We start from the raw sequence: 20,500 nt of genomic DNA on the forward strand, positions 1-20,500 counted from the left end.
GCCATGAAATTCACGACACCGGCCACCACCAATCCCATCGACCAGCTGAAAGTCGTGGGCCGCGCCACGGACCGCATCGACGGCCCCCTGAAAACCACGGGCACGGCGCCGTACGCGTACGAGCAGAACAAGGCAGCACCGCACGCCGCCTATGGCTACGTCGTGGGCGCGGCCATTGCCAAGGGGCGCATCGATGCCATCGATACGGGCGCTGCCCGGCGCGCGCCCGGCGTGCTGGCCGTGGTGACGGCGGAATCGGCAGGGAAATTGGGAAAAGGCAAGATGAACACGGCGAATCTGCTGGGCGGCCCGGACATCCAGCATTACCACCAGGCCATCGCGCTGGTGGTGGCGGAAACGTTCGAGCAAGCCCGTTCGGCCGCGCAGTTGCTCGACGTGAAATATGTGGCGCAGCCGGGCGCCTTCGACCTGGCCCAGGCCAGGAGTGCGGCGGTCAAGCCCAAGGACGGCAAGCCCGACAGCAAGACGGGCAACTTCGCGGGCGCGTATGCGAATGCCCCCGTGCGCCTGGACGCCAGCTACACGACGCCCGACCAGTCGCACGCCATGATGGAGCCGCACGCCTCGATTGCCGCCTGGGACGGCGACAAGGTGACGGTCTGGACGGCGAACCAGATGGTGGACTGGGGCCGGGGCGACCTGGCCCGCACCTTGGGCGTGCCGAAAGACAAGGTGCGCATCGTCTCGCCCTACATCGGCGGCGGTTTCGGCGGCAAGCTGTTCGTGCGCGCGGAAGCCTTGCTGGCGGCGCTGGGCGCGCGCGCGGCGCAGCGTCCCGTCAAGGTAGCCCTGACGCGGCCCCTGATGTTCAACAACACGACGCACCGTCCCGCCACCATCCAGCGCGTGCGCATCGGCGCCGCGCGCGACGGCAAGATCACGGCCATCGGCCATGAATCGTGGTCCGGCGACTTGAAAGGGGGCCAGCCGGAAACGGCCGTGATGCAGACGCGGCTGCTGTATGCGGGGCCGAACCGCATGACGGCCATGCGTCTGGCCGTGCTGGACTTGCCGGAAGGTAATGCCATGCGCGCGCCGGGCGAGGCGCCGGGGCTGATGGCGCTGGAAATCGCCATGGACGAGATGGCGGATAAATTAAAAATGGACCCCATCGTCTTCCGCATCCTGAACGACACGAAAGTGGACCCGGAAAAACCGGGCAGGCCGTTTTCCCAGCGCCGCCTGATCGACTGCCTGCGCACGGGGGCTGTGGAGTTCGGCTGGAAGGCGCGCCAGCCGCAGCCGGGCGCGCGGCGCGACGGCCGCTGGCTCGTGGGCATGGGCGTGGCGGCCGCGTTCCGCAACAACCTGGTCATGAAGTCCGCGGCCAGGGTGCGCCTGGACGGCAACGGCGTGATCACGGTGGAAACGGACATGACGGATATCGGCACGGGCAGCTATACCATCATCGCCCAGACGGCGGCGGAAATGCTGGGCGTGACCTTGAACAAGGTGGTCGTGCGCCTGGGCGACTCGGATTTTCCCGTATCGGCCGGTTCGGGCGGGCAGTGGGGCGGCAACAGTGCCACGGCCGGCGTGTATGCGGCGTGCGTGCGCTTGCGCCAGGCCATCGCGGGCAAGCTGGGCTTTGATGAAAGCCAGGCGCGCTTTTCGGATGGGCAAGTGAGCGAGGGCGAACGCAGCGTGCCCCTGGCCGCCGCCGCCTTCCATGGCGACGTGGTAGCCGAAGACCATATGGAGTACGGCGATCTCGACAAGAAATTCCAGCAATCGACGTTTGGCGCCCATTTCGTGGAAGTGGGCGTGGACAGCGACACGGGCGAAGTGCGCGTGCGCCGCATGCTGGCCGTGTGCGCGGCCGGCCGCATCCTCAACCCGAAAGCGGCGCGCAGCCAGGTGATCGGCGCCATGACCATGGGCGTGGGTGCGGCCCTGATGGAAGAACTGGTGGTGGACCGGCGCCGCGGCTACTTCGTCAACCACGACCTGGCCGGCTACGAAGTGCCCGTGCATGCCGACATCCCGCACCAGGACGTCATCTTCCTCGATGAAACGGACCCCATGTCCTCGCCCATGAAAGCGAAAGGGGTAGGCGAGCTGGGCATCTGCGGCGTGGCGGCCGCCATCGCGAATGCTGTCTACAACGCGACGGGGGTGAGGGTGCGCGAGTATCCGGTGACCCTGGACAAGCTGATTGGCGGGCTGGATGGGAAGGTCATGGCGCGCGCTTGACCGGGCAAGGTACAAGTGCGCGTTCCATGCCTGGTCGCTGGCGTCAAGGTGATGGCGCTTGCATGCTGCTAGGCGTGGCACTGCTTGTATTTCTTGCCACTTCCGCAGGGGCAAGGGTCATTGCGGCCAACGTTTGTGCGTACAACCCGCTGCACGAATGGCCGTGCAGTGGAAAGAGAACGCGCTGTCTGTCCGCTGGTTTTCAGTCCACCCATGTTTGATCCGAGTTCGGACAGCAAGCGTAGTTTCTGCTTCGACGCTGTGCCCCTTTCTTTGCTTAACGCTCTAGTCAATTCGAGTATTTTTTGGCCACGCGCTGCGCGGCTTGGATATGGCACTTTTTTGTCATCGAACATGAAACGGGTGACAATAAATTCTTCGGTAACGCTATCGGACATCGCAGGGAGGGCGGCTTCCAGCTTGGCAATGATCGGTGGCGCCACTTCCAGGCAGCGTTGTGCCAGCGCGCTGTCGTTTTGTCCAAGTGCCTGCTCATACGCGGCTTGAATCCGTCCCGCTGCTTCCACCCATTTCGCGTGGTCCGGCCCGGAGATGTATAGCTCTGCAAGATCCAGGTGCGCTGCAGGGATGCTCACGGCGGCGCTGACCAGCAGTGACTCGATGTCGCTTGCCGTGTCAGTTTCGCGGCGATCAAGCAAGATACGTGCAAGTGCATACCGAGCCCTTGGCAGACCGGCGTCGCTCGCGCGCCTAAGCCATTTGAGCGCTTCTGGCTCGTCGGCCTCAAGCACTTTTCCGTGCATCAAGGCAATGGCAGTCTCATACTGCGCGAGTGCGTAACCGGCATTGGCGGCACGTAAGGTGAGGGAAAATGCCATGGCGGCATCTGGTTCGACCCCTAAGCCATCGCGATAAATCTCCGACAGCGAACTGAGCGCGGCCGGATGGTCCTCGGCTGCCGCTTGCTGCAGCAGCTCGCGCGCACGCACGTAGTCGACGGGCTCGTCGAACCATCCGCGCAGCGCCGACTGGCCGCACCAGGCCAGTGCATCGATTTCGCCGTCACGGCAAGCCATGGCAATTATGTTGACACCAAGCATAACCATCTCCTTTCCACGATGGCCTTTAGTTAATGCCAAGCCATACTGATACTGAGACGGCGCATGGCCGGAGTCGCTCGCGTAACGCAGCAGGTCGAGCCGGCGGTCTTCGTGCACATGGAGTTCCATGCCTAGCGAATACATCCGTAGTTCGGGGTCAGGCGACGTATGTGCTTCGGCAATCCTCGCGTCGAGCTGAGTGCGCAACAGCGCCGCAACCTGATATTGGTCAGCGGGATTGTTTTCGATCAGCGCCCGGTAACAGGTTTCCCGCAGCGCGTCTTCATTCTGATCGATGATTTCGTAGGCGGGCAACGCCGCACCATGATGGCTTTCCTGAAATACGGTTTCAAAAAGCGCGATGACCGAGGCGAGGGCGCGGCCAGCGTATACTTGCTGGTGGACTTCGTCAATCAGGCTGTCTTCGGGGTGTGCTGCCGCGTTGCCCCAACGGCGTAACTGGTCGAGGTGGTCCCTGGTCACGGGGTTAATTCGCCGTGTCCGGTCGAGCGTGCGAATTTTCTCGTCCAAACCTTCCGGCCAATCCGCTGTGCCGGGCTGGCACAGCCTGTCGCAACACATGCTTGCCAGCGACCTTGTCGCAATAAGCGTGTTTCTGGGAAATTGGTGCTGGCTTTGCTTTGCCTCACGGTAAAGTTGACCGATTGGCACGGACACGCGCAATGCAAATTCAAGATCATTCATGGCAAGAAAGGGTAGAGGCCTGAGTGCAACATGGAATGCCGCCTGCGAGCGGGGATGGGTCATCGGCAAACATGAGTTGGTTTACGTGCATTGCTTGCTGTTTGCCGTGTCTGGCCTTGCATGGATATCGCTCTCTTTATAGGCTCCATGCCGTATCAATCCCTTCCAACATTGCGCATTGCTGCTGCCCATCGCTGAGGGCGCGTAATGACTGAATAAAATTATCCAGCAATGCGGGCTCGGACATCAGATAAAGCGTCGCTTCACTGGCCACGTTCTTCACTCCGAAATTTGAATAGCTTGATTGCATCGTGACGCTGATCAGCAGCTTGCCCCGTTCGTGAAAATGGAAGCGCGCGTGCAATGCGCCCGATGCATATTCCGGTCCGAACTCGCCGAAACGCAGATCGTAGATGCCGCCATGCACACGGTCCTTGAACGTGTGCAGGCCAGTAATGGTGTTCCGCATATATTGATGGCTAACATATACCCTGTTCGAGAAGGTCGAGGTGCCATCGCACACCTGTATGCATAGCTCCATCATGTCGTCATCTGAGCCAATTCTTGTCAGTTCCAGTTTTTCTTGCAAGATGAGAGACCCCACGGTGATTGGCTATATGGGCGGCTGTTGCGTCCGAATGATTTGCGCGAGCCGGATTCGATCACCTGCTTGCCGAAAAATGCTTCCTGGTGCCATCGGCAACAAAGCCAGTTCCGCAACGGGCACAATAAAATCCGTCAATGAACTGCTCCAAAGGGAATTTTCCCAGCGCTTCCTTCTTGCATTCGTCAATCGCGAGCTGGTCGGTACGTTGATATCCTGCTGGCTCTTCTTCAAAAAGCGATCTAGGGCTAGCCTTTCCAATTACAATTTTCTATGCACGTACTTGCGTATCGGTACAGCACTTCGGGCAGATATTTTCTTTTTGGCTGGGCATCGAATTTCTTCTTATGTTTTGTAATGGTTGGTGCCGGCATTCATATATTTTTTAATATAGCGTATTTCGATGCACTTTTGGCCAGTTTATGCTCAAGGCGGAAGCGACATTTACATGCAGTCGATTGCGTCGCAGGCTTTCGGCGCGCCAGTGAGAAACTTTTTAAATATGCTTTGCTCACTGGCCGCATGCCTGGAGCAGCTTGCCTTGATGTCATAAATTGAAAACCCAGTTATCTTGCATCTAGGCTAGCGCTTTCCAGGCGATAACCTCTGCGTCCGTGAGGGCCGGCCCCCAGCCTGCGCGCAGTGACGCATCGTGTTGTGCATATTGCTCCAGCTCCGGCACGGCCACGCCATGTTGCCTGCAGATGCGCAAGACCGCTTCCAGCTGCCGCCTGCTTGCCGGCAGATCGTCGCCATACCAGGTCGATGCGCTCGTTTCCAGCACGTGTTGCACCAGCTGCGTCAAGGTATCGCGCAGATGCCCGGGGACGGCCTGGCATGCGTCGTCCGGCCATGGGTCGCCCATGCCCGTAATGGGCAGGCAGGCGAAGCCTTGCTGCCAGGCGGCAAAATCGCCGGCCCCGAGCTGCGCCACCTTCCAGACGTGATCGGTGAACGCGGACAGGGCCGGATGGCCGATACCATGGCGCCGGCAAAAGCGCTGCAAGCAGCTAGCGGCAATGCACTGGCGTGCAATCACGGAGAGGGCGTCTATCGGGAGGCTGGACATGGACGGGCAGTGCTTTCAAAAGGTTGGGAGTGTTGTTCGCGCAGGACAACCATAGCAAAATTGCGCGACATCCTCCAGTCTCTGCAATATAATGAGAATCATTATCATTCATATCGCCGGATCGCTCCTTGTCTGCCTTGCCTTTCCCCTCGAATGACGCCGCCCTGGCCGCCAGCCTGTTCACGGGCCACCAGGGCTGGCTGCTGCAGCGCCTGCTGTTGCGCTTGCGTAATCGGGCGGAAGCGGAGGATGTGGCGTCGGAAACCTTTGTGCGCGTGCTGCATGCGGGGCGCCTGGCCGCCATCCGCGAGCCGCGCGCCTACCTGACGACGGTGGCGAAAAGCATCTTGCTGCAGCAGTGGCGGCGGCGCGATATCGAGCAGGCGTATATCGAGACCCTGGCCCAGCTGCCGGACGCCGTGCAGCCGTCGCCGGAAGAGCGCGCCGTGCTGCTCGAAGCGCTGGAGCGCCTGTCGCGTGCGCTCGATACCCTGTCCGTCAAGGCGCGCCGCGCCTTTCTGATGAGCCAGCTCGACGGCCTCACGTATGCGCAGATCGCCGATGCACTGGGCGTGTCGGCCAGCATGGTGCGCCAGTACATGGCGCAAGGCTTGCGCTGCTGCCTGGCCGCCGCGGACGCGGCATGAGCGTTTCCGCATCGATGCCTGCCCCTTCCGTCCAGGATGCCGCCATCGGCTGGCTGGTCGAGCTCAGTTCGGGCGAGGCCGATGCGGGCCAGCACCAGGCGTTTGCGCGCTGGCTGGCGGCCGATGCGCGCCATGCGACCGCGTGGCGCACCCTGGGGCAAGCCGTGGAACGCAGCGTCGGCCCGCTGCAGGGCGCGGGCGGGGCGGGGACCGTCGGACAGACTTTGACCCGCGCCGCGCAGCACGACAGGCAGCGGCGCCAGCTGCTGCAGGGCGCCCTGTGCCTGGCGGGCGCGGCCTTCGGCGGCGCCTGGCTGCTGCGCGGCAGTCCTTTCTTGCCGGACTGGAGCGCCGACCTGCATACGGCCACGGCCACGCGGGGCCGCTTTGCGCTGGCCGACGGCAGCGTGCTGACCCTCGATGCCCGTTCCTCGGCCGACACGGATGTCGGCCATGGACACCGGCAAGCCACCTTGCGCCAGGGCCAGCTGCTGGCGCGCGTGGCGGCGGGCTCTTCCCCCTTCTTGTTGCGCAGCAAGCACGGCACGGTGGCGGTGCAGGGCGGTGCGCTGATGCTGCGGCGCGAAGAACGGGGCACCGTGGCGCTGGCCGTGCACGGCGACGTGGAAGTGCGTCCCGCCGGCAACGGCTTGGCGCGCGTGCTGCGCCAGGGCCAGGCGGCGCGTTTCGACGGGGAGCGCCTGCGCATGTTGCCGGAGCTGGCGGCAAGCCAGGCGACGGCGTGGGAGCAGGGCATGCTGGTGGCCGTCGACCAGCCGCTGGGCGATCTCGTGGCCGCCTTGCGGCCCTACCGCCACGGCTACCTCGACATCACGCCGGCCGCCGCCGCGCTGCGCGTGTCGGGCAATTACTCGCTCGACGACAGCGCTGCCACCCTGCTGGCGCTGGCGGAAACCCTGCCGGTCACCTTGCGGCAAGGTCCCGGCGGCTGGTGGTCCGGCATTGATCTGAAACACAGCTGATTTATTTTGCGTCGGCACTGTCACTTTTGGCGCGCCGCGGCTCATACCTGGTGTAGCACCACTTTTCCTTCACCACCAAGATAGAGTCCCAGCATGCCACCATTGTTGATGCGCCAGATTCCCCTGGCTGTACTGTTACTTTCCTGCGCCGCGCCCGCCGTCCTGGCGCAGACGCCCTCCGTGCAAACCGCGCCTGCCACCATGCGCTACGACGTGCCCGTTCAGCCGTTGAACGCGAGCCTGATTGCGATTGCCAGCCGTGGCGGCGTGCGCATTTCCATCGATGCGGAACTGGCGCGCGGCGTCAGCGCCGCCCCCGTGCAGGGCGATTTCACGGCGGAACAGGCGCTGCGCCGCGCCTTGCAGGGCACGCAGCTGGCCTTGCTGAAGACGGACAGCGGTGTCTATACCGTGCAACGCGCAGTGCAGGCGGCCGCCCAGCCCGAGGCCACCATGCCGGAAGTGCTGATCACCACCAATTACCTGGGCCAGGTGACGGAAGACACGGGGTCCTACACGACGGGCGCCGTCAGCACGGCCAACCGCCTGGTGCTGTCGCCGCGCGAAACGCCGCATGCGATCAGCGTCGTCACGCGCCAGCAGATGGACGATTTCGGCCTGGTGCAGCTGAGCGAAGTGCTGAACCATACGCCGGGCGTGTACGTGCAGCACATCGACAGCGAACGCACGATCTACTATGCGCGCGGCTTTTCGCTCGACAATTTCAGCTACGACGGCTTGCCGTGGACGCGCGACGCGTCCTTGAACCTGGGCGAATCGCTGGCCAATATGGACCTGTACGACCGGGTCGAAGTGCTCAAGGGCGCGAACGCGCTGATGAGCGGCGCCGGCACGCCGGGCGCCACCGTCAACCTGATCCGCAAGAAGCCCACGCGCGAACTGCGCGCGCTGGCTGACCTGTCGGCGGGATCGTGGAGCAATTACCGCGGCATGGTCGACGTGGGCGGCCCCTTGAACGACAGCGGCAGCGTGCGCGCGCGCGCCGTCGCTTCGTATCAGGACAAGCACTCGTTCGTCGACCGCTACCAGCGCCGTTCGGAACTCGCGTATGGCACCGTGGAAGCGGACCTGTCGCCGCGCACCCTGCTGACCGTGGGCGCCGATTACCAGCACACGGTGCCGCGCAACAGCGACTGGGGCGGCGCTCCCTTGTTCGACGCGGACGGCAAGCGCTTCACCATGCCCCGTTCGTTCAACGGCGCGCCCACCTGGAGCACGCAGCAGACGGAAGCCAAATCCGTCTTTGCCTCGCTCGAACACAGGCTCGACAACGGCTGGATGGCCAATCTGCGCCTGATCCACCAGGCCAATGCGCTGTACGCGCCCGTCGCCTACCTCGACAGCTTCCCGAAGGCGGATGGCAGCGGCACCGCCGTCACGGCGCGCCAGTACAACAGCGACGCCACCAGCAATGGCCTGGACGTGTACGCGAAGGGGCCGTTCACCTTGCTGGGCCGCACGCATGAACTGGTGGTGGGCGCGAACGCCTACCGCAAGCAGTCGGACGACGTCTTCAGCCCGTATTCCTTCATCAAGGTCGACAATATCTATACCTACCGGGGCGAGGTGCCGGAGCCAACGTGGGTGCTGGACACGGCGCGCGAAGTCATCCGCCAGAAGGCCGTGTATGCGACGGGCCGCTTTTCGCTGCCGCAGGGCGTGCACGTGATCCTCGGCGGGCGTTTGTCCTCGTACGAAAACCCCACGGCCGACATCGACGAAGCGTCGGTCTTCACGCCGTACGCGGGCCTGACCTGGGATTTCGCGCCCGACCTGACGGCGTTTGCCAGCTACAGCGACATCTTCAGCCCGCAAAACAGCCGCGACGTGAACAACCGGACGCTGGACCCCGTGCTGGGCAAGAATATCGAGGCGGGCGTGAAGGGCGTGTTCCTGAACGGCCGCCTGAATGCCAGCGCGGCCGCCTTCGAGGTGCGCCAGGATAACTACGCCGAATCGGTCGATGAGGTCAACAGGGTGACGGGCATGGATGCCTACCGCGCCATCGACGGCGTGCGCTCGCGCGGCGTGGAGCTGGAAGTGTCGGGCCAGCTGATGCCGGGCTGGCAGCTGCAGGCCGGCTACACGCACAAGGTGGCGCGCGACGCCGGCGGCAAGGTCAATACCCTGGCGCCGGAAGACCAGCTGAGCCTGTACAGCACCTGGCAGCCCATGCCGCGCCTGACGGTGGGCGGCGGCGCCCGCTGGCAATCGCGCACCTGGCAGCAAACCCGGGCCGTGCGCGGCGGCCTGACCACCGTGCACCAGGGTTCCTACGCCGTGTTCGACGCCATGGCGCGCTACCAGATTTCCGACCGCCTGGCCTTGTCCCTCAACTTCAACAACCTGACGGACCGCAGCTACTACGGCATCAGCACGGGCCGCCGCGTCAGCTACGGCGACCCGCGCAATGCGATGCTGAGTTTGAACTACCGCTACTGATTGACCTTGATGTCGTGCACACCGGGCACTGGTCGCCCGGTTTGCATGGCCGTCAGAAGCGGTACGTCAAGGTCCCCCGCACGCTGCGCGGCATGCCGTACGTGCCTTGCGCGTAGGTATTGATGTTGATGTACTTCTTGTCCAGCGCGTTTTCCACGTTCAGCTGGGCCGTCAGCTGGCGCGACAACTGGTACGTGGCCATCAGGCTCACCGTGCTGTAGGCCTCCTGCGTCACTCTTTCCTTGCCGTTCGGCCCCTCGTCGTCAAAGTAGAACTTGCTTTGCCAGTTGATGCCGCCGCCCACGGTGAGGTCGGGCTTTACCTTCCAGGTGGTGAACAGGCGCGCCGTCGAGCGGGGCGACAGGGTGTTGATGTCCTGCTGCTCGCGGTCTTTGGCGCGGAAGTGGCTGGCGCTGGCCGTCACGTTCCAGCCCGGCGCCAGGCGGCCCGACAGTTCCCCCTCGATGCCGCGGCTGGTGGCGCCGCGCGCCGCATAGTACGCTTGCGTGGTGGTGCCGGGAATGTTGTGGGCGCCGTCAGGCTGGGCCAGCTTATCCTGCTTGATCTCGAAGACGCCGACGGATGCGTTGGCCCGTCCTCCGGCCAATTCTCCCTTCAATCCCACCTCCAGGCTTTGCCCCGTCAGCGGGTCCAGCCAGGCGCCTGTGCGGTCCTGGTTTTCCTGCGGGCGGAAGATGTCCGTGTAGCTGGCATACGCCGAATACGTGTCGTTCAGATCGACCACCACGCCCGCATACGGCACGAACTTGCTCTTGGCAAAGGCGAAGCGGGCGCTGCCGTCAAAGCCGATGCGGTCCTTGTCCCAGCGGCTCAGGCGCCCGCCGAGTATCAATTTGGTGTTGTCGGCAACGTTCAGGCGCGCCGCGCCATAGGCGCCATATTGCTTGGTCGTGTATCGTTCCGACAGTACGGGCTCGCCCCAGGCCGGCTGCGGGTAGCTGCCATCCCAGGCCAGGAAGTTGCCGATCGGTTCAGGGTCGAGCGCTTCCTTGACCTTGAATTCGGCGTGCTGCACCGTGTAGTTGGCGCCCACGATGACTTCATGCTGGCGTCCGCCCAGGCTGAACGGCCCCGAGACTTTCACGTCCATGCTGCTCTGGTCGCGCGCGCCGATGTAGCGGTTCGGGTAGCCCAGCATGCCCAGGCCCGTGACCTTGTCGGGCCGTTCGGCCAGGAACACCAGCGGCGTGTCTTCCGTGTGCCGGCTGTACATGGCTTGCGCCTGCGCCTTCCAGCCCTGGCCCAGCGCGTGCTCGACGGTGGCGTGCACGTTCGTCTGCTGCGTGGCCCAGGCGGACCAGCGGGGCGCCGTGGTGACGGAACGGTCGAAATCGGTGCGCGTGCCGTCGCTGTACCACAGGGGGAAGCCGCCCCAGTTGCTGCCTTTCGGGTCGTTCTTCTGGTAGCTGGCGCCCAGCGTGGCCACGGTGCCGGGCGCCAGGTCTGCCTCGACGGTGGCGTAGACGAGCTGGCGCTGGTTCGAATAGCCATTGGTAAACGACTTGCGGTCTTGCCAGGCGCCCGCCACCCGGCCGCGCACGGAGCCGTCTTCGTTCAGCGGCGCGGCCAGGTCGACGGTGCCCCGGTAGTCGCTCCACGACCCCGCCGCCAGCGACAGCTGCCCCTCGAATTGCCTGGCGCTGGCCCGCTTGCGCACCAGGTTGATCGACGCGGACGGGTAGCCGGCACCCGTCAGCAAGCCCGTGGCGCCCCGCGTCACCTCCACCCTGTCGTAGATCAGCGAATCCATTTCCGATTCGCCGCCCGAATACTGCACCTTGTACGTGGTGGGCACGCCGTCGTACTGGAAATTGTCGACGTCGAAGCCGCGCGCGGAAAACGTGCTGCGTTCCGTGTCGAACTGGTTGACGGCGATGCCGGGCGTGTTGCGCAGCACGTCGCGCACCGTCAGCAAGTCCTGGTCGTCCATGCGCTGGCGCGTGATGACGCTGACCGATTGGGGCGTCTCGCGCAGGGACAGCACCAGGCCCGTGGCGCTGGCCGTGGCCGGCGTCGTGTACGAATGCGTGCCTTCCGTGCTGGTGCTGCGCTCGGCCGTGGCGCGCACGGCGATGCCGGGCAGGGTGGCGGCGTCGGCGGCCGACGGCTGCAGGCGTACGGCGTAGTTGCCGCCGCCCTGGTCGATGGCAATGAGGCCGCTGCCGTCGAGCAGGCGGGCAAAGCCCTCGGCCACCTGGTAATTGCCGTTCAAGCCGCGGCTGGTCAAGCCCGCGTACAGGCTGGCGGCGCCGGAAATGCTGACGCCCGCATCGGCTGCAAAGGCGGACAGGGCCGTGCCCAGGGGGCCGGGCGCCACCTGGTAATGGCGCGCGGGCGCTTCCTGGCGCTGCTGCGCGTGCGCGAGCGGCGCCAGGGCCAGGCTGCCCAGCAGGGCCAGGGTCATGCGGGTAGTGCGGTAATGCTTCATTGCTTGTTTCCCTTCGTTCATGTGTTGGTCCTGTGTGGATTGACGGGGCACATGCGCGAAAGGGACATTTTTTTAAAATTTTTTATGCTGGCTCGACGGAAATCCAGAACCGGCTGTGGCGCCGCACGCGGATGGGCAGCGAAGCCTGCAGCAATGACAGCAATTGATCCGTGTCATGCAGCCGGTACACGCCCGACACGCGCAGGCGCGCCACGGCCGGATCGCAGCGCACCACGCCGTGGCGGTAGCGGGCCAGCTGCGCCAGCACCTGGGCCAGCGGCGTGTCGTCCGCATACAGCAATCCCCTGGTCCAGGCGTCCGCATGGGGGGGCAGCGGCTGCGGCGCGCTGGCGGCCTTCCCGTCGAAGCTGGCTTGCCAGCCCGCTTGCAGAATGACGGGGCGCCCGCCGGCGGGCCGCACTTCCACGGCGCCTTGCGCCACGGCCACGTGGGTGCGCGCGTCCAGCAGGCTGTCTTCCTGGCGCACCGTGAAGCGCGTGCCGAGGGCGCGGATGCTGCCATTGCTGGTGCGCACGATGAAGGGACGCTGGCGCGCATCGGCGCTGGTGGCCACGTGCAGTTCTCCGCCGCGCAGGTACAACAGGCGCAGCGCGTCGCCGTAGGCGATATCGGCGGCGCTGGCCGTGTTCAGGCTGAGTTCGCTTCCATCGGCCAAGGCGAGGTGGCGGATTTCGCCCGTGGCCGTGCGCACGTCGGCCGACCATTGCTGCCATGGCGCCACGCGCAGCATGGCCCAGCCGGCGGGTCCGGCGACGATCAGCACGGCCAGGGTTTTCAGGGCGGCGCGGCGCTGTGCGCCGGCCGGGCGGTCCAGTACGGGCATGGACAAGGTCGCGGCCAGCGGCGCGGGCAGCATGCCGAAGGTGCGGCACACTTGCTCGGCCCGTTGCCAGGCCGCCTCATTGCGCGGATGGCGGGCGCGCCAGCGGGCCAGGCCCTGCCGCGCCTCGTCGTCCAGTTCGCCGCCTTGCATCCGCATCATCCAGTGCGCCGCTTCCTGCGCGGCGCGCGTATCGACCGTGGTGCTCATGCCAGCAGCAGGATGCATTGCGCCAGCGCCTGCACCATGTAGCGCTTGACGGTGCGCTCGCTTACTTTCAGGCGCGCGGCGATGTCCGCATACGCCATGCCTTCGAGCTGCGACAGCAAAAAGGCCGTGCGCACCTTCGCGCCCAGGCCGTCGAGCATAGCGTCGATACGGTGCAGGGTTTCCAGGATCAGCAGGCGCTCTTCGGCCGACGGCGTGACGGGCGCGGGCAGCTGCGCCAGGGTGGCCAGCCAGGCCTGTTCCAGCGACTGGCGGCGGTAATGGTCGATCAGCAGGCGCCGCGCCACGGTGGTCAGGTAGGCGCGCGGCTCGCGCAGGGTGAACGCGCGCTCGCCGGGCGTGGCCAGCAGCTTGACGAAGGTATCCTGCGCCAGGTCCGCCGCGTGGTCCGTGCACGACAGTTTGCCGCGCAGCCAGCGCAGCAGCCACGGATGGTGCTGGCCATACAGCTGGCTCAATGATGGGGGGCCTTGGGACTCGGCGGCAGGGGATACGGCATACGTCACGGCACACTCCAGGTTGGGCGCGGAAGTCCCCGTGCCGCTGGCGCAGGCGCGTGCAGGCTCTTCTTAAATGCGAATGGTTCTCATTTTACATCGACGTGCCTGAATGTCAATGGAGCGTGCTAACTGGCCTGGCGCCGCTGGGCATAGCTGCGGCAATGTTCCAGGTAGCCCGTTTCGTGGCTGGCGATCAGCTGCAGCACGCTGTTCCACAGCCACGGGGGAATCGGATTGCCATCGTGCCGGTCCGTCTGCAATTGCTTGATCCAGTGCATGCCCGTGGACCAGTCCATCTGCCGCGCATGCGCGCAGCCGACCACATACGCGAGGTAGCTGGCCGTGCTGGCCGCGTCTTCCACGCTCAGTTCGTCGATTTCCAGCTTCAGGTCTTGCGGCAGCAGTTCGCGAACGAAGATGCCGCGGCCCAGGAAGCGCTGCGGCATGGTGCGCTCGCCCAGCGCGGGCGACAGGTGGCGCGCGCCCGCCACCACGCGCTTGGCGTTGTCGCGCGGCATGCTGGCGTGCGCATAGCGCACGGAGGTCGCTTGCACGGCTTCCTTGATGTCGATCAGGCAGTATTCGCCGTCGCCCAGGCCCAGCAGCACGGCGTAGCGCAGCAGACCCAGCGAACTGCAGCCCTTGACCCAGTAGGCCGCGTCGATGACTTCCAGCTTCACTTTCTTGCCCCGCGATTTCAGGCGCGTCACCAGCGCGCGCAGGTCCGACGACGCGCACAGGGCGGCGATGGCTTTCTTTTCTTCCCTGGAAATGGGCCAGAAGTTGCGCCCCATGGGGATGATGGGCCGGGTTTCCAGGAAGCGTTCCTCGGCCAGTTCCTTCCACGAGCGCTGCACGGCGCCGCGCAAGGCCGTGCGCACGACGGCTGGGCGTGGCAGGGCCAGCTGCAATTCGCCGGGCAGGAAGGCAAAGGCATAGCCGTCGAGCATGTGCTGCAGCATGCTGGCCGTGACCACGCCCGGCAGCGAAGAGCCGCGCGCGGCCGTCGCCAGCGACAGGGCCAGGCGCACCAGGTCGTGCGCGGGATTGCCGATCACGCTCTGGTCGAAGTCGCGGATCTGCATTTCCACGCTGCCGTCGGCACCGGCCAGCGGTCCCAGGTTGCCCAGGTGGCAGTCGCCGCAGATCCAGATGGGCGGTCCTTCCGGCAAGCTGTGGCCCGGCTGCGCCTGCAGCCATTCGTAATACTGCGCCGTATTGCCGCGCACATAGGCATGGGGCGAACGGGCCATTTTTTCATCGCGGCGGTCCAGCAGCAGCTGGCGGCGTTGGTCGGGGGAGGGCAATCTGGGCAAGGTGCGTTCCTTTTGGTAAGTTTCCTCCATACTATGCCTGCGCGCCTTGTTGCGCCGTGAAATGCTTAACAGAGCGACAACCATGTCTGCCTTAAGCTGCAACTATCTTTTATTTTTGGAAATGAACATGGATTTGAGCCAGCACGCCGCCGTCGTCAATTGCGAAGCCTATCGCGATGGCAGGAAGATCGCCCACTTCGATATCGACAAGGTGGGCGACTTCCTCGACGACCCCGCCTGTTTCGTGTGGATCGGCCTGGCCGGTCCCGATACGGCCGCCATGCAGGCGCTGCAAGCGGCCTTCGGCTTGCACGAGCTGGCCGTCGAGGATGCGGAAGGGGCGCACGAGCGGCCCAAGCTGGAAGAATACGGCGACACCCTGTTCATGGTGCTGCACACGGCCAGCCTCGATGGCGACGCCATCGTGTACGGCGAAACCCACGTCTTCCTGGGCTGCCGCTTCATCATTACCGTGCGCCACGGTCCCTCGGCCGGCTATGCGAAGTTGCGCGAGCGTAAGGAGAGCGTGCCGGAAAAACTGGCCAGCGGACCCGGCTACGTGCTGTATTCCATCATCGACTTCATCGTCGACCAGTACCAGCCCTGCATCGACCACTTGCAGGCGAAGTTCCAGCAATATGAAACCCAGCTGTTCAAGCCCAGTCTGAGCGAAGACAAGCTGCAGGATTTCTACCAGCTCAAGACGGAGCTGCTGAAGCTGGACGCGGCCGTCAACCCGCTGCATGAAATCTGCACCCAGCTGATCCGCTTCCATGGCGATATCGTGCCCAAGGAAAACCGCATCTATTACCGCGACATCCTCGATCACGTGAAACGGGTCACGCACACGGCGGGGCAGATGCGCGAAATGGTCAATTCGGCCATGCAGGTGGCGCTGGGCCAGATCTCGATCCGCCAGAACGAAGTCGTCAAGCGCCTGGCCGGCTGGGGCGCCATCCTGGCCGTGCCCACCATGGTGTTCAGCCTGTACGGCATGAACTTCGAATTCATGCCGGAGCTGAAATGGCGCGGCAGTTATCCGGCCGTCATCGTCGGCATCTTTGTCGGCTGCTATCTGCTGCACCGCCGTTTGAAGAAGGATGGCTGGCTGTAGCGGCAAAGGCCGCCACCGTGCAAATATTGGAGAGTTTTGCCGCGCAATTAGCTGCTACGATGAAGCTGTCCTGGCGAAGGTGGCACATGGTCATGACCTCCTTGGCGTGGACGCCGCGTCCGGCTGCTGCGACTACCCCAGCGCGTGCAGCCCGGGCCGCATGACGCGTCCGACGCCACAAGGCTCCTGTTACCCAGGAGCCTTCTTTTTGCCTATGCCCCGGCCACCGCCGCAGCCGCTTCCAGGATCAGCGCCGTCACTTCCACGGGGCGCGAAGCCAGCGAAGCGTGGCTGGCGTTGAGCGTGATGACTTTCCGCGCCTGCAGGCGCGCCGCCATGCGCTCCTGGTTGACGGGGGAAATCATGCGGTCGGCGCTGGAAATCTGGTACCAGCTGGGCTTGTGGCGCCAGGCCGGGTCGCTGACGGTGTCGCCGAACGTGCTGGCCAGCGGGGCTTTCTGCACCACGCCCAGCACGGCGCCTTCTTCCGCATCGAGATCCTGGCAAAAGCTGTCGTGGTATTGCGCGGGCTTGACCCACAGATAGCCGTCGCTGTCGCCTTCCAGGCTGGCCGCGCCCAGGGGCGGGTGTTCCTGCGTGATGCTGCCTGCGCTCTCGCCCGCGTCGGGGGCGAAGGCGGCGATATACACGAGGCCCGCCACGTTCGGCGCATTGCCGGCCACGCTGATGACGGCGCCGCCGTAGGAGTGTCCTACCAGCAACACCGGGCCATCGACTTGCGCAACCATCTTGCGCGTGCGCTCGGCGTCGTCGGCCAGCGACGTCAGCGGCAGTTCGACGGCGCGGATGGCCGTGTGGCCCTGGCGCCGCAATTCGGCAATGACGCGGCTCCAGTGGGCGGCGCCGCCCCAGAAACCGTGGACGAGGACGATGGTGGCTTGCTGGCTCATGCGGATACTCCTTGTGGCGGTGGCGCTGATGGGAGATGGGCCGTGCGGCCTGTCAGCGGGCAGGCGCGCGGCGTGCAGCCCAGCCATTGTAGGCCATTGCCTCAGCCATGGGAGCCATCCTAGAAGACATATTTGAGCGTGGCCAAAATGTTGCGCGGCGCGCCGAACGTGATGTTGTTGAAGACATCGAGCTGGTTGGCGTAGTAGCGCTTGTCGAACAGATTGTTGACGTTGACCTGCAGCGACAACTGGCGGCTGATGTCGTAACGGGCCAGCAGGCTGGCGACGGCGTAGGCGTTCTGGCCCACCTGGACGGGCATGCCCGTGGCGGGATTGCTCACGCTGGTGTAGCTGCGGCCTTCCCAGTTCACGCCGCCGCCGATGGCCAGCTGCTGCCAGGCGCCCGGCAGCCGGTACTTGGTGTAGAGCTTGAACAGCTTGCGCGGGTGGGCCGTGTTGATGGCCTTGCCGCTGGCGTCTTCGGTGGAAAACTGCGTCCAGCTGATGCTGGCGTTCCAGCCGGGCGCCAGGTCACCGCTCGCTTCCATTTCATAGCCCCGGGTGGTGGCGCCATCGATGGTGATGTACGCCTGTTCGCGCGTATTCGGCACGAAGGTGGTGCCGTCGGCGATGGCGAAGTTGTCCTGCCTGGCGTGGAAGACGGCCAGCGCCGCGTTGACCTTGCCGTCCAGCAGCTCGCCCTTGATGCCCGCTTCGCCGCTCTTGCCTTTCAGGGGCGCCAGGTAGCCGCCGTGCCGGTCGCGGTAATCCTGCGGATCGAAGATGTCCGTGTAGCTGGCGTACAGCGAGGTTTGCGGCCCCAGGTCCCACACCAGTCCCGCATATGGCGTGACGACGCCGCGCTGGCGCTGGGTATAGGCGACATCGGTCCACAGCGACGGCTTGCCGTCGCGCTGCCAGTTGGTGAGGCGCGCGCCGGCGATCAGCTTGAGCATGGGCGTCAGTTGCAGGCGCGTGACGCCGTAGGCGCTGGTCTGCGTGGTGCGCGTGTCGCTGCCCAGTTGCTGCGGCGCCCACGCCGGTTCGGGGTAGGCGCCCGTCCAGGCGCGGAAGTCGCCGATGGGCGGCGTGAAGCTGGCGTCGCTGGACAGCCAGCGCATCGTGTGCTCGCCGTGCAGCAGGCCCACGGCCAGTTCGTGCTGGCGGCCCAGCAGGGTGAACGGTCCCACGGCCGTCAGGTTCACGTCCGTCTGGTGTTCGTCGACGCCGTAGCCGATCACCAGCGCTTCCAGGCCCAGTCCCGTATGGCGTTCCATGCTGCCGCTCATCCAGTTCAGGTACTGGTCGCCCGTGTTGCTGCGCCGCGTGGCCGAGGCTTGCCATTTCCAGCCGTTCGCCAGGCGCTGTTCCAGGGTGGCAAAGATGCTGCGCTGCTGCGTGTCCCAGCGGTTCCACTCGGCCGCCGTGGTGGCCGCGCGGTCCCAGTCGGGCTGCCCGCCATCGGCGTAGAACAGGGGCAGGCCCGACCACTGGTTGCCGCGGTGGCGGTCGCGCTGCTCGCTGGCGCCCACGCTCAGGCGCATCGCCGCGCCCAGGTCCGCATCGACCACCGCGTAGACGAGCGCCTTGCCGGCGCGTTCCAGGCGGATGAAGCTGTCGCGCTCCTCGGCGCTGACCACCACGCGCCCGCGCACGGACGCCGCCTCGTTGAGCGGCGCGCTCAGGTCGATCACGCCGTCGCGGCGCTGCCAGGAACCGAGGCCAAGGCTGGCCGAGCCCGTGAATGTCCTGCTGTCCGCATGCTTGCGTATCAGGTTGATCGAGGCCGAGGGACTGCCCGTGCCGTTCATCAGGCCCGTGGCGCCGCGCACGATTTCGACGCGGTCGTAGATGGCCGTGTCGGCCTTGGCTTCGCCCGCGTCGCTGCCGGCCATGGGGATGCCGTCGATCTGCAGCTTGTCGATCTTGAAGCCCCGCGACGAGAAATAGCTGCGCACGCTGTCGATTTCCTTGGCCGACACGCCGGGCGCGCTGTTGACCACATCGAACACGGAGCGCAGGGCCTGGTCGTCGAGGCGTTCGCGCGTGATCAGCGACACCGATTGCGGCGTGTCGCGCAGCGACAGGTTCAAGCCCGTGGCGGCCGTGCTGGCGCTGCTGGTATACGAGCCGCTGCCTTCCGTGCCCGTCTGCGTGCCGGCCGTGACGACGATAGGCGCCAGCGTTTGCGTAGCGTTGGCGGGTGCTTCGGCGCCGGTCTGGCCGTGGGCAGCGCCCGCACCGAGCAGGCCGGCGGCCAGCGCCAGGTGAAGGGCCAGGACGCCGTGCCGTGGCGGGAAGGGTGGCATGTTGCGGTGCGGATCAGTCATGATGGTGTATGTGTGCGCGGGTGGAAGCGTGCACGGCTGGCACGCCATTTAAATGAGAATAGAAATCATTCTCAATAATATGGCGCGGGCAGAATTTACGCAACAGCTGATGCTTTTCGCCTTGATGACCTGTCTACTTTTCCCAACGCATGGCTTCGATGGCATCGACCACGGTGCGCTCATGCTCGATGAAGAAATCGCTGTGAAAGCCGTTGCGGATGAGCAGGCGGGTACAGCCGGGCAGGGCGGCGGCCAGGCTGTCGCCATCGGCCAGGCGCAGCGGGCGGAAAATGTCGAAAAACGCCATGCCCTCGGCCAGGATCGCCGGATCGCTTTGCGGCGACAGCCATGGCAGCAGGTTGCGCAAGGTGCCGGGATCGACGGTGACGACCAGCGCCGGCGCGCGCACGCGGCGGTAGTCGGGCGAAAAATTGTGCGCGGCCATGTCCATGGCCCGGGCGATGGCGGGCGCCGTATTCGAGCGCACGGCGCCGCCGGGCAGCACTTCCAGGCTGTTGCGCCAGTTCGCCTCCAGCGCGGGCCACCATTGCTTGTTGACCCGTCTGGCATACGCGATCGAGGCGTCCATCGACGCCAGGTCGGCCGGGCCGGGCGGGGGCGCCTCGAAGGACAGGCGTTCCGCTTCCTCGCTGTAGCCGCCGCTGGCCAGGTAGTCGAAGGTCGTGTCCAGGTACACGAGCCCCCCCACGCGCTGCGGGTGGCTGCCGGCGAACAGGGTCAGCTCGTTGCCGGCGACGGAGTGGCCGCCCAGGATGATGCGCTGGACGTGCAGGGCATCGAGCACGGCCAGCAGGTCGGCCACCAGGGTGGCGGGCGCGTAGCTGATATCGCCGGCAGCATCGGCAGGCAGCGGCTTGCTGGAAGAACCGTAGCCGCGCCGCGTGATGGCCAGCACGCGGTGGCGGCGCGCCAGCGCGGGCGCCAGGCTGTCGAAGCCATAGGCGTTGCCGCCCAGGCCGGCCAGCAGCACAATCACGTCGGCATCGCCGCCGCTGCCCTGCGCCGCGGGCCAGTCGCGCACGTGCAGGCTGACGCCGGGGGCGA

Annotated in this window: 15 protein-coding genes; 5 read left to right on the forward strand and 10 right to left on the reverse strand. The window is 65.3% G+C overall.

Annotated features, from left to right (window positions below; translation table 11 throughout):
• Nucleotides 1-3: 3 nt before the first annotated feature.
• On the forward strand, nucleotides 4-2,214 hold the full coding sequence (gene paoC / locus GCN75_RS26070) for an aldehyde oxidoreductase molybdenum-binding subunit PaoC (RefSeq protein WP_152284954.1): 2,211 nt from the start codon (nucleotides 4-6) through the stop codon (nucleotides 2,212-2,214).
• A gap of 68 nt (nucleotides 2,215-2,282) precedes the next feature.
• Here paoC and GCN75_RS26075 read toward each other — a convergent pair whose 3' ends face one another.
• The 3 genes from GCN75_RS26075 to GCN75_RS26085 form a co-directional block, all read right to left on the reverse strand.
• Nucleotides 2,283-4,043 (reverse strand): SEC-C metal-binding domain-containing protein, encoded by a 1,761-nt coding sequence (locus GCN75_RS26075; protein WP_152284955.1) that lies wholly within the window; start codon nucleotides 4,041-4,043, stop codon nucleotides 2,283-2,285.
• 73 nt (nucleotides 4,044-4,116) lie between these two features.
• A complete protein-coding gene (locus tag GCN75_RS26080; protein WP_152284956.1) occupies nucleotides 4,117-4,569 on the reverse strand; it encodes a hypothetical protein in 453 nt (150 codons plus the stop codon).
• Nucleotides 4,570-5,161: 592 nt separating this feature from the next.
• The gene (locus GCN75_RS26085; protein ID WP_152284957.1) at nucleotides 5,162-5,653 is read right to left on the reverse strand and encodes a hypothetical protein; all 492 of its coding nucleotides are present in this window, start codon (nucleotides 5,651-5,653) and stop codon (nucleotides 5,162-5,164) included.
• 128 nt (nucleotides 5,654-5,781) lie between these two features.
• Here GCN75_RS26085 and GCN75_RS26090 point away from each other — a divergent pair, with 128 nt between their 5' ends.
• The 3 genes from GCN75_RS26090 to GCN75_RS26100 all read left to right on the forward strand — a co-directional run bounded on the left by GCN75_RS26090 (nucleotide 5,782) and on the right by GCN75_RS26100 (nucleotide 9,746).
• Nucleotides 5,782-6,300: a sigma-70 family RNA polymerase sigma factor gene (locus tag GCN75_RS26090; RefSeq protein ID WP_152284958.1), complete on the forward strand. Its 519-nt coding sequence runs from the start codon at nucleotides 5,782-5,784 to the stop codon at nucleotides 6,298-6,300.
• A complete protein-coding gene (locus GCN75_RS26095) occupies nucleotides 6,297-7,283 on the forward strand; it encodes a FecR family protein (RefSeq protein WP_152284959.1) in 987 nt (328 codons plus the stop codon). The genes GCN75_RS26090 and GCN75_RS26095 overlap by 4 nt, the downstream gene beginning before the upstream one ends.
• Before the next feature lie 93 nt (nucleotides 7,284-7,376).
• The gene (locus GCN75_RS26100; protein ID WP_152284960.1) at nucleotides 7,377-9,746 is read left to right on the forward strand and encodes a TonB-dependent siderophore receptor; all 2,370 of its coding nucleotides are present in this window, start codon (nucleotides 7,377-7,379) and stop codon (nucleotides 9,744-9,746) included.
• 52 nt (nucleotides 9,747-9,798) lie between these two features.
• On the opposite strand, the gene GCN75_RS26105 is transcribed toward GCN75_RS26100, so the two are convergent.
• The 4 genes from GCN75_RS26105 to GCN75_RS26120 form a co-directional block, all read right to left on the reverse strand.
• On the reverse strand, nucleotides 9,799-12,216 hold the full coding sequence (locus tag GCN75_RS26105) for a TonB-dependent siderophore receptor (RefSeq protein ID WP_226941574.1): 2,418 nt from the start codon (nucleotides 12,214-12,216) through the stop codon (nucleotides 9,799-9,801).
• Between the two features lie 61 nt (nucleotides 12,217-12,277).
• The gene (locus GCN75_RS26110; RefSeq protein ID WP_152284961.1) at nucleotides 12,278-13,264 is read right to left on the reverse strand and encodes a FecR domain-containing protein; all 987 of its coding nucleotides are present in this window, start codon (nucleotides 13,262-13,264) and stop codon (nucleotides 12,278-12,280) included.
• A complete protein-coding gene (locus GCN75_RS26115; protein WP_152284962.1) occupies nucleotides 13,243-13,770 on the reverse strand; it encodes a sigma-70 family RNA polymerase sigma factor in 528 nt (175 codons plus the stop codon). Before GCN75_RS26115 ends, GCN75_RS26110 begins: the two co-directional genes overlap by 22 nt.
• A gap of 119 nt (nucleotides 13,771-13,889) precedes the next feature.
• The gene (locus GCN75_RS26120; protein ID WP_226941575.1) at nucleotides 13,890-15,080 is read right to left on the reverse strand and encodes a DUF2252 family protein; all 1,191 of its coding nucleotides are present in this window, start codon (nucleotides 15,078-15,080) and stop codon (nucleotides 13,890-13,892) included.
• Between the two features lie 127 nt (nucleotides 15,081-15,207).
• On the opposite strand from GCN75_RS26120, the gene GCN75_RS26125 reads away from it, so the two are divergent.
• Entirely contained in the window at nucleotides 15,208-16,194 is a 987-nt protein-coding gene (locus GCN75_RS26125; RefSeq protein ID WP_193317664.1) for a magnesium and cobalt transport protein CorA, read from the forward strand.
• Between the two features lie 212 nt (nucleotides 16,195-16,406).
• Here the strand turns inward: GCN75_RS26125 and GCN75_RS26130 are convergent, their stop codons facing one another.
• From GCN75_RS26130 to GCN75_RS26140, 3 genes are all read right to left on the reverse strand, one after another.
• Nucleotides 16,407-17,105, reverse strand: coding sequence for an alpha/beta hydrolase (locus GCN75_RS26130; RefSeq protein WP_152284964.1), 699 nt, complete (start codon nucleotides 17,103-17,105; stop codon nucleotides 16,407-16,409).
• A gap of 119 nt (nucleotides 17,106-17,224) precedes the next feature.
• Nucleotides 17,225-19,435, reverse strand: a complete 2,211-nt coding sequence (locus GCN75_RS26135) for a TonB-dependent siderophore receptor (RefSeq protein WP_226941576.1) — start codon at nucleotides 19,433-19,435, stop codon at nucleotides 17,225-17,227.
• A gap of 133 nt (nucleotides 19,436-19,568) precedes the next feature.
• Nucleotides 19,569-20,500: alpha/beta fold hydrolase (locus GCN75_RS26140; protein WP_152284965.1), on the reverse strand; the 932-nt coding region annotated here is incomplete at its 5' end.

Source organism: Janthinobacterium violaceinigrum, from assembly GCF_009208555.1.
GTDB lineage: Bacteria > Pseudomonadota > Gammaproteobacteria > Burkholderiales > Burkholderiaceae_D > Janthinobacterium > Janthinobacterium violaceinigrum.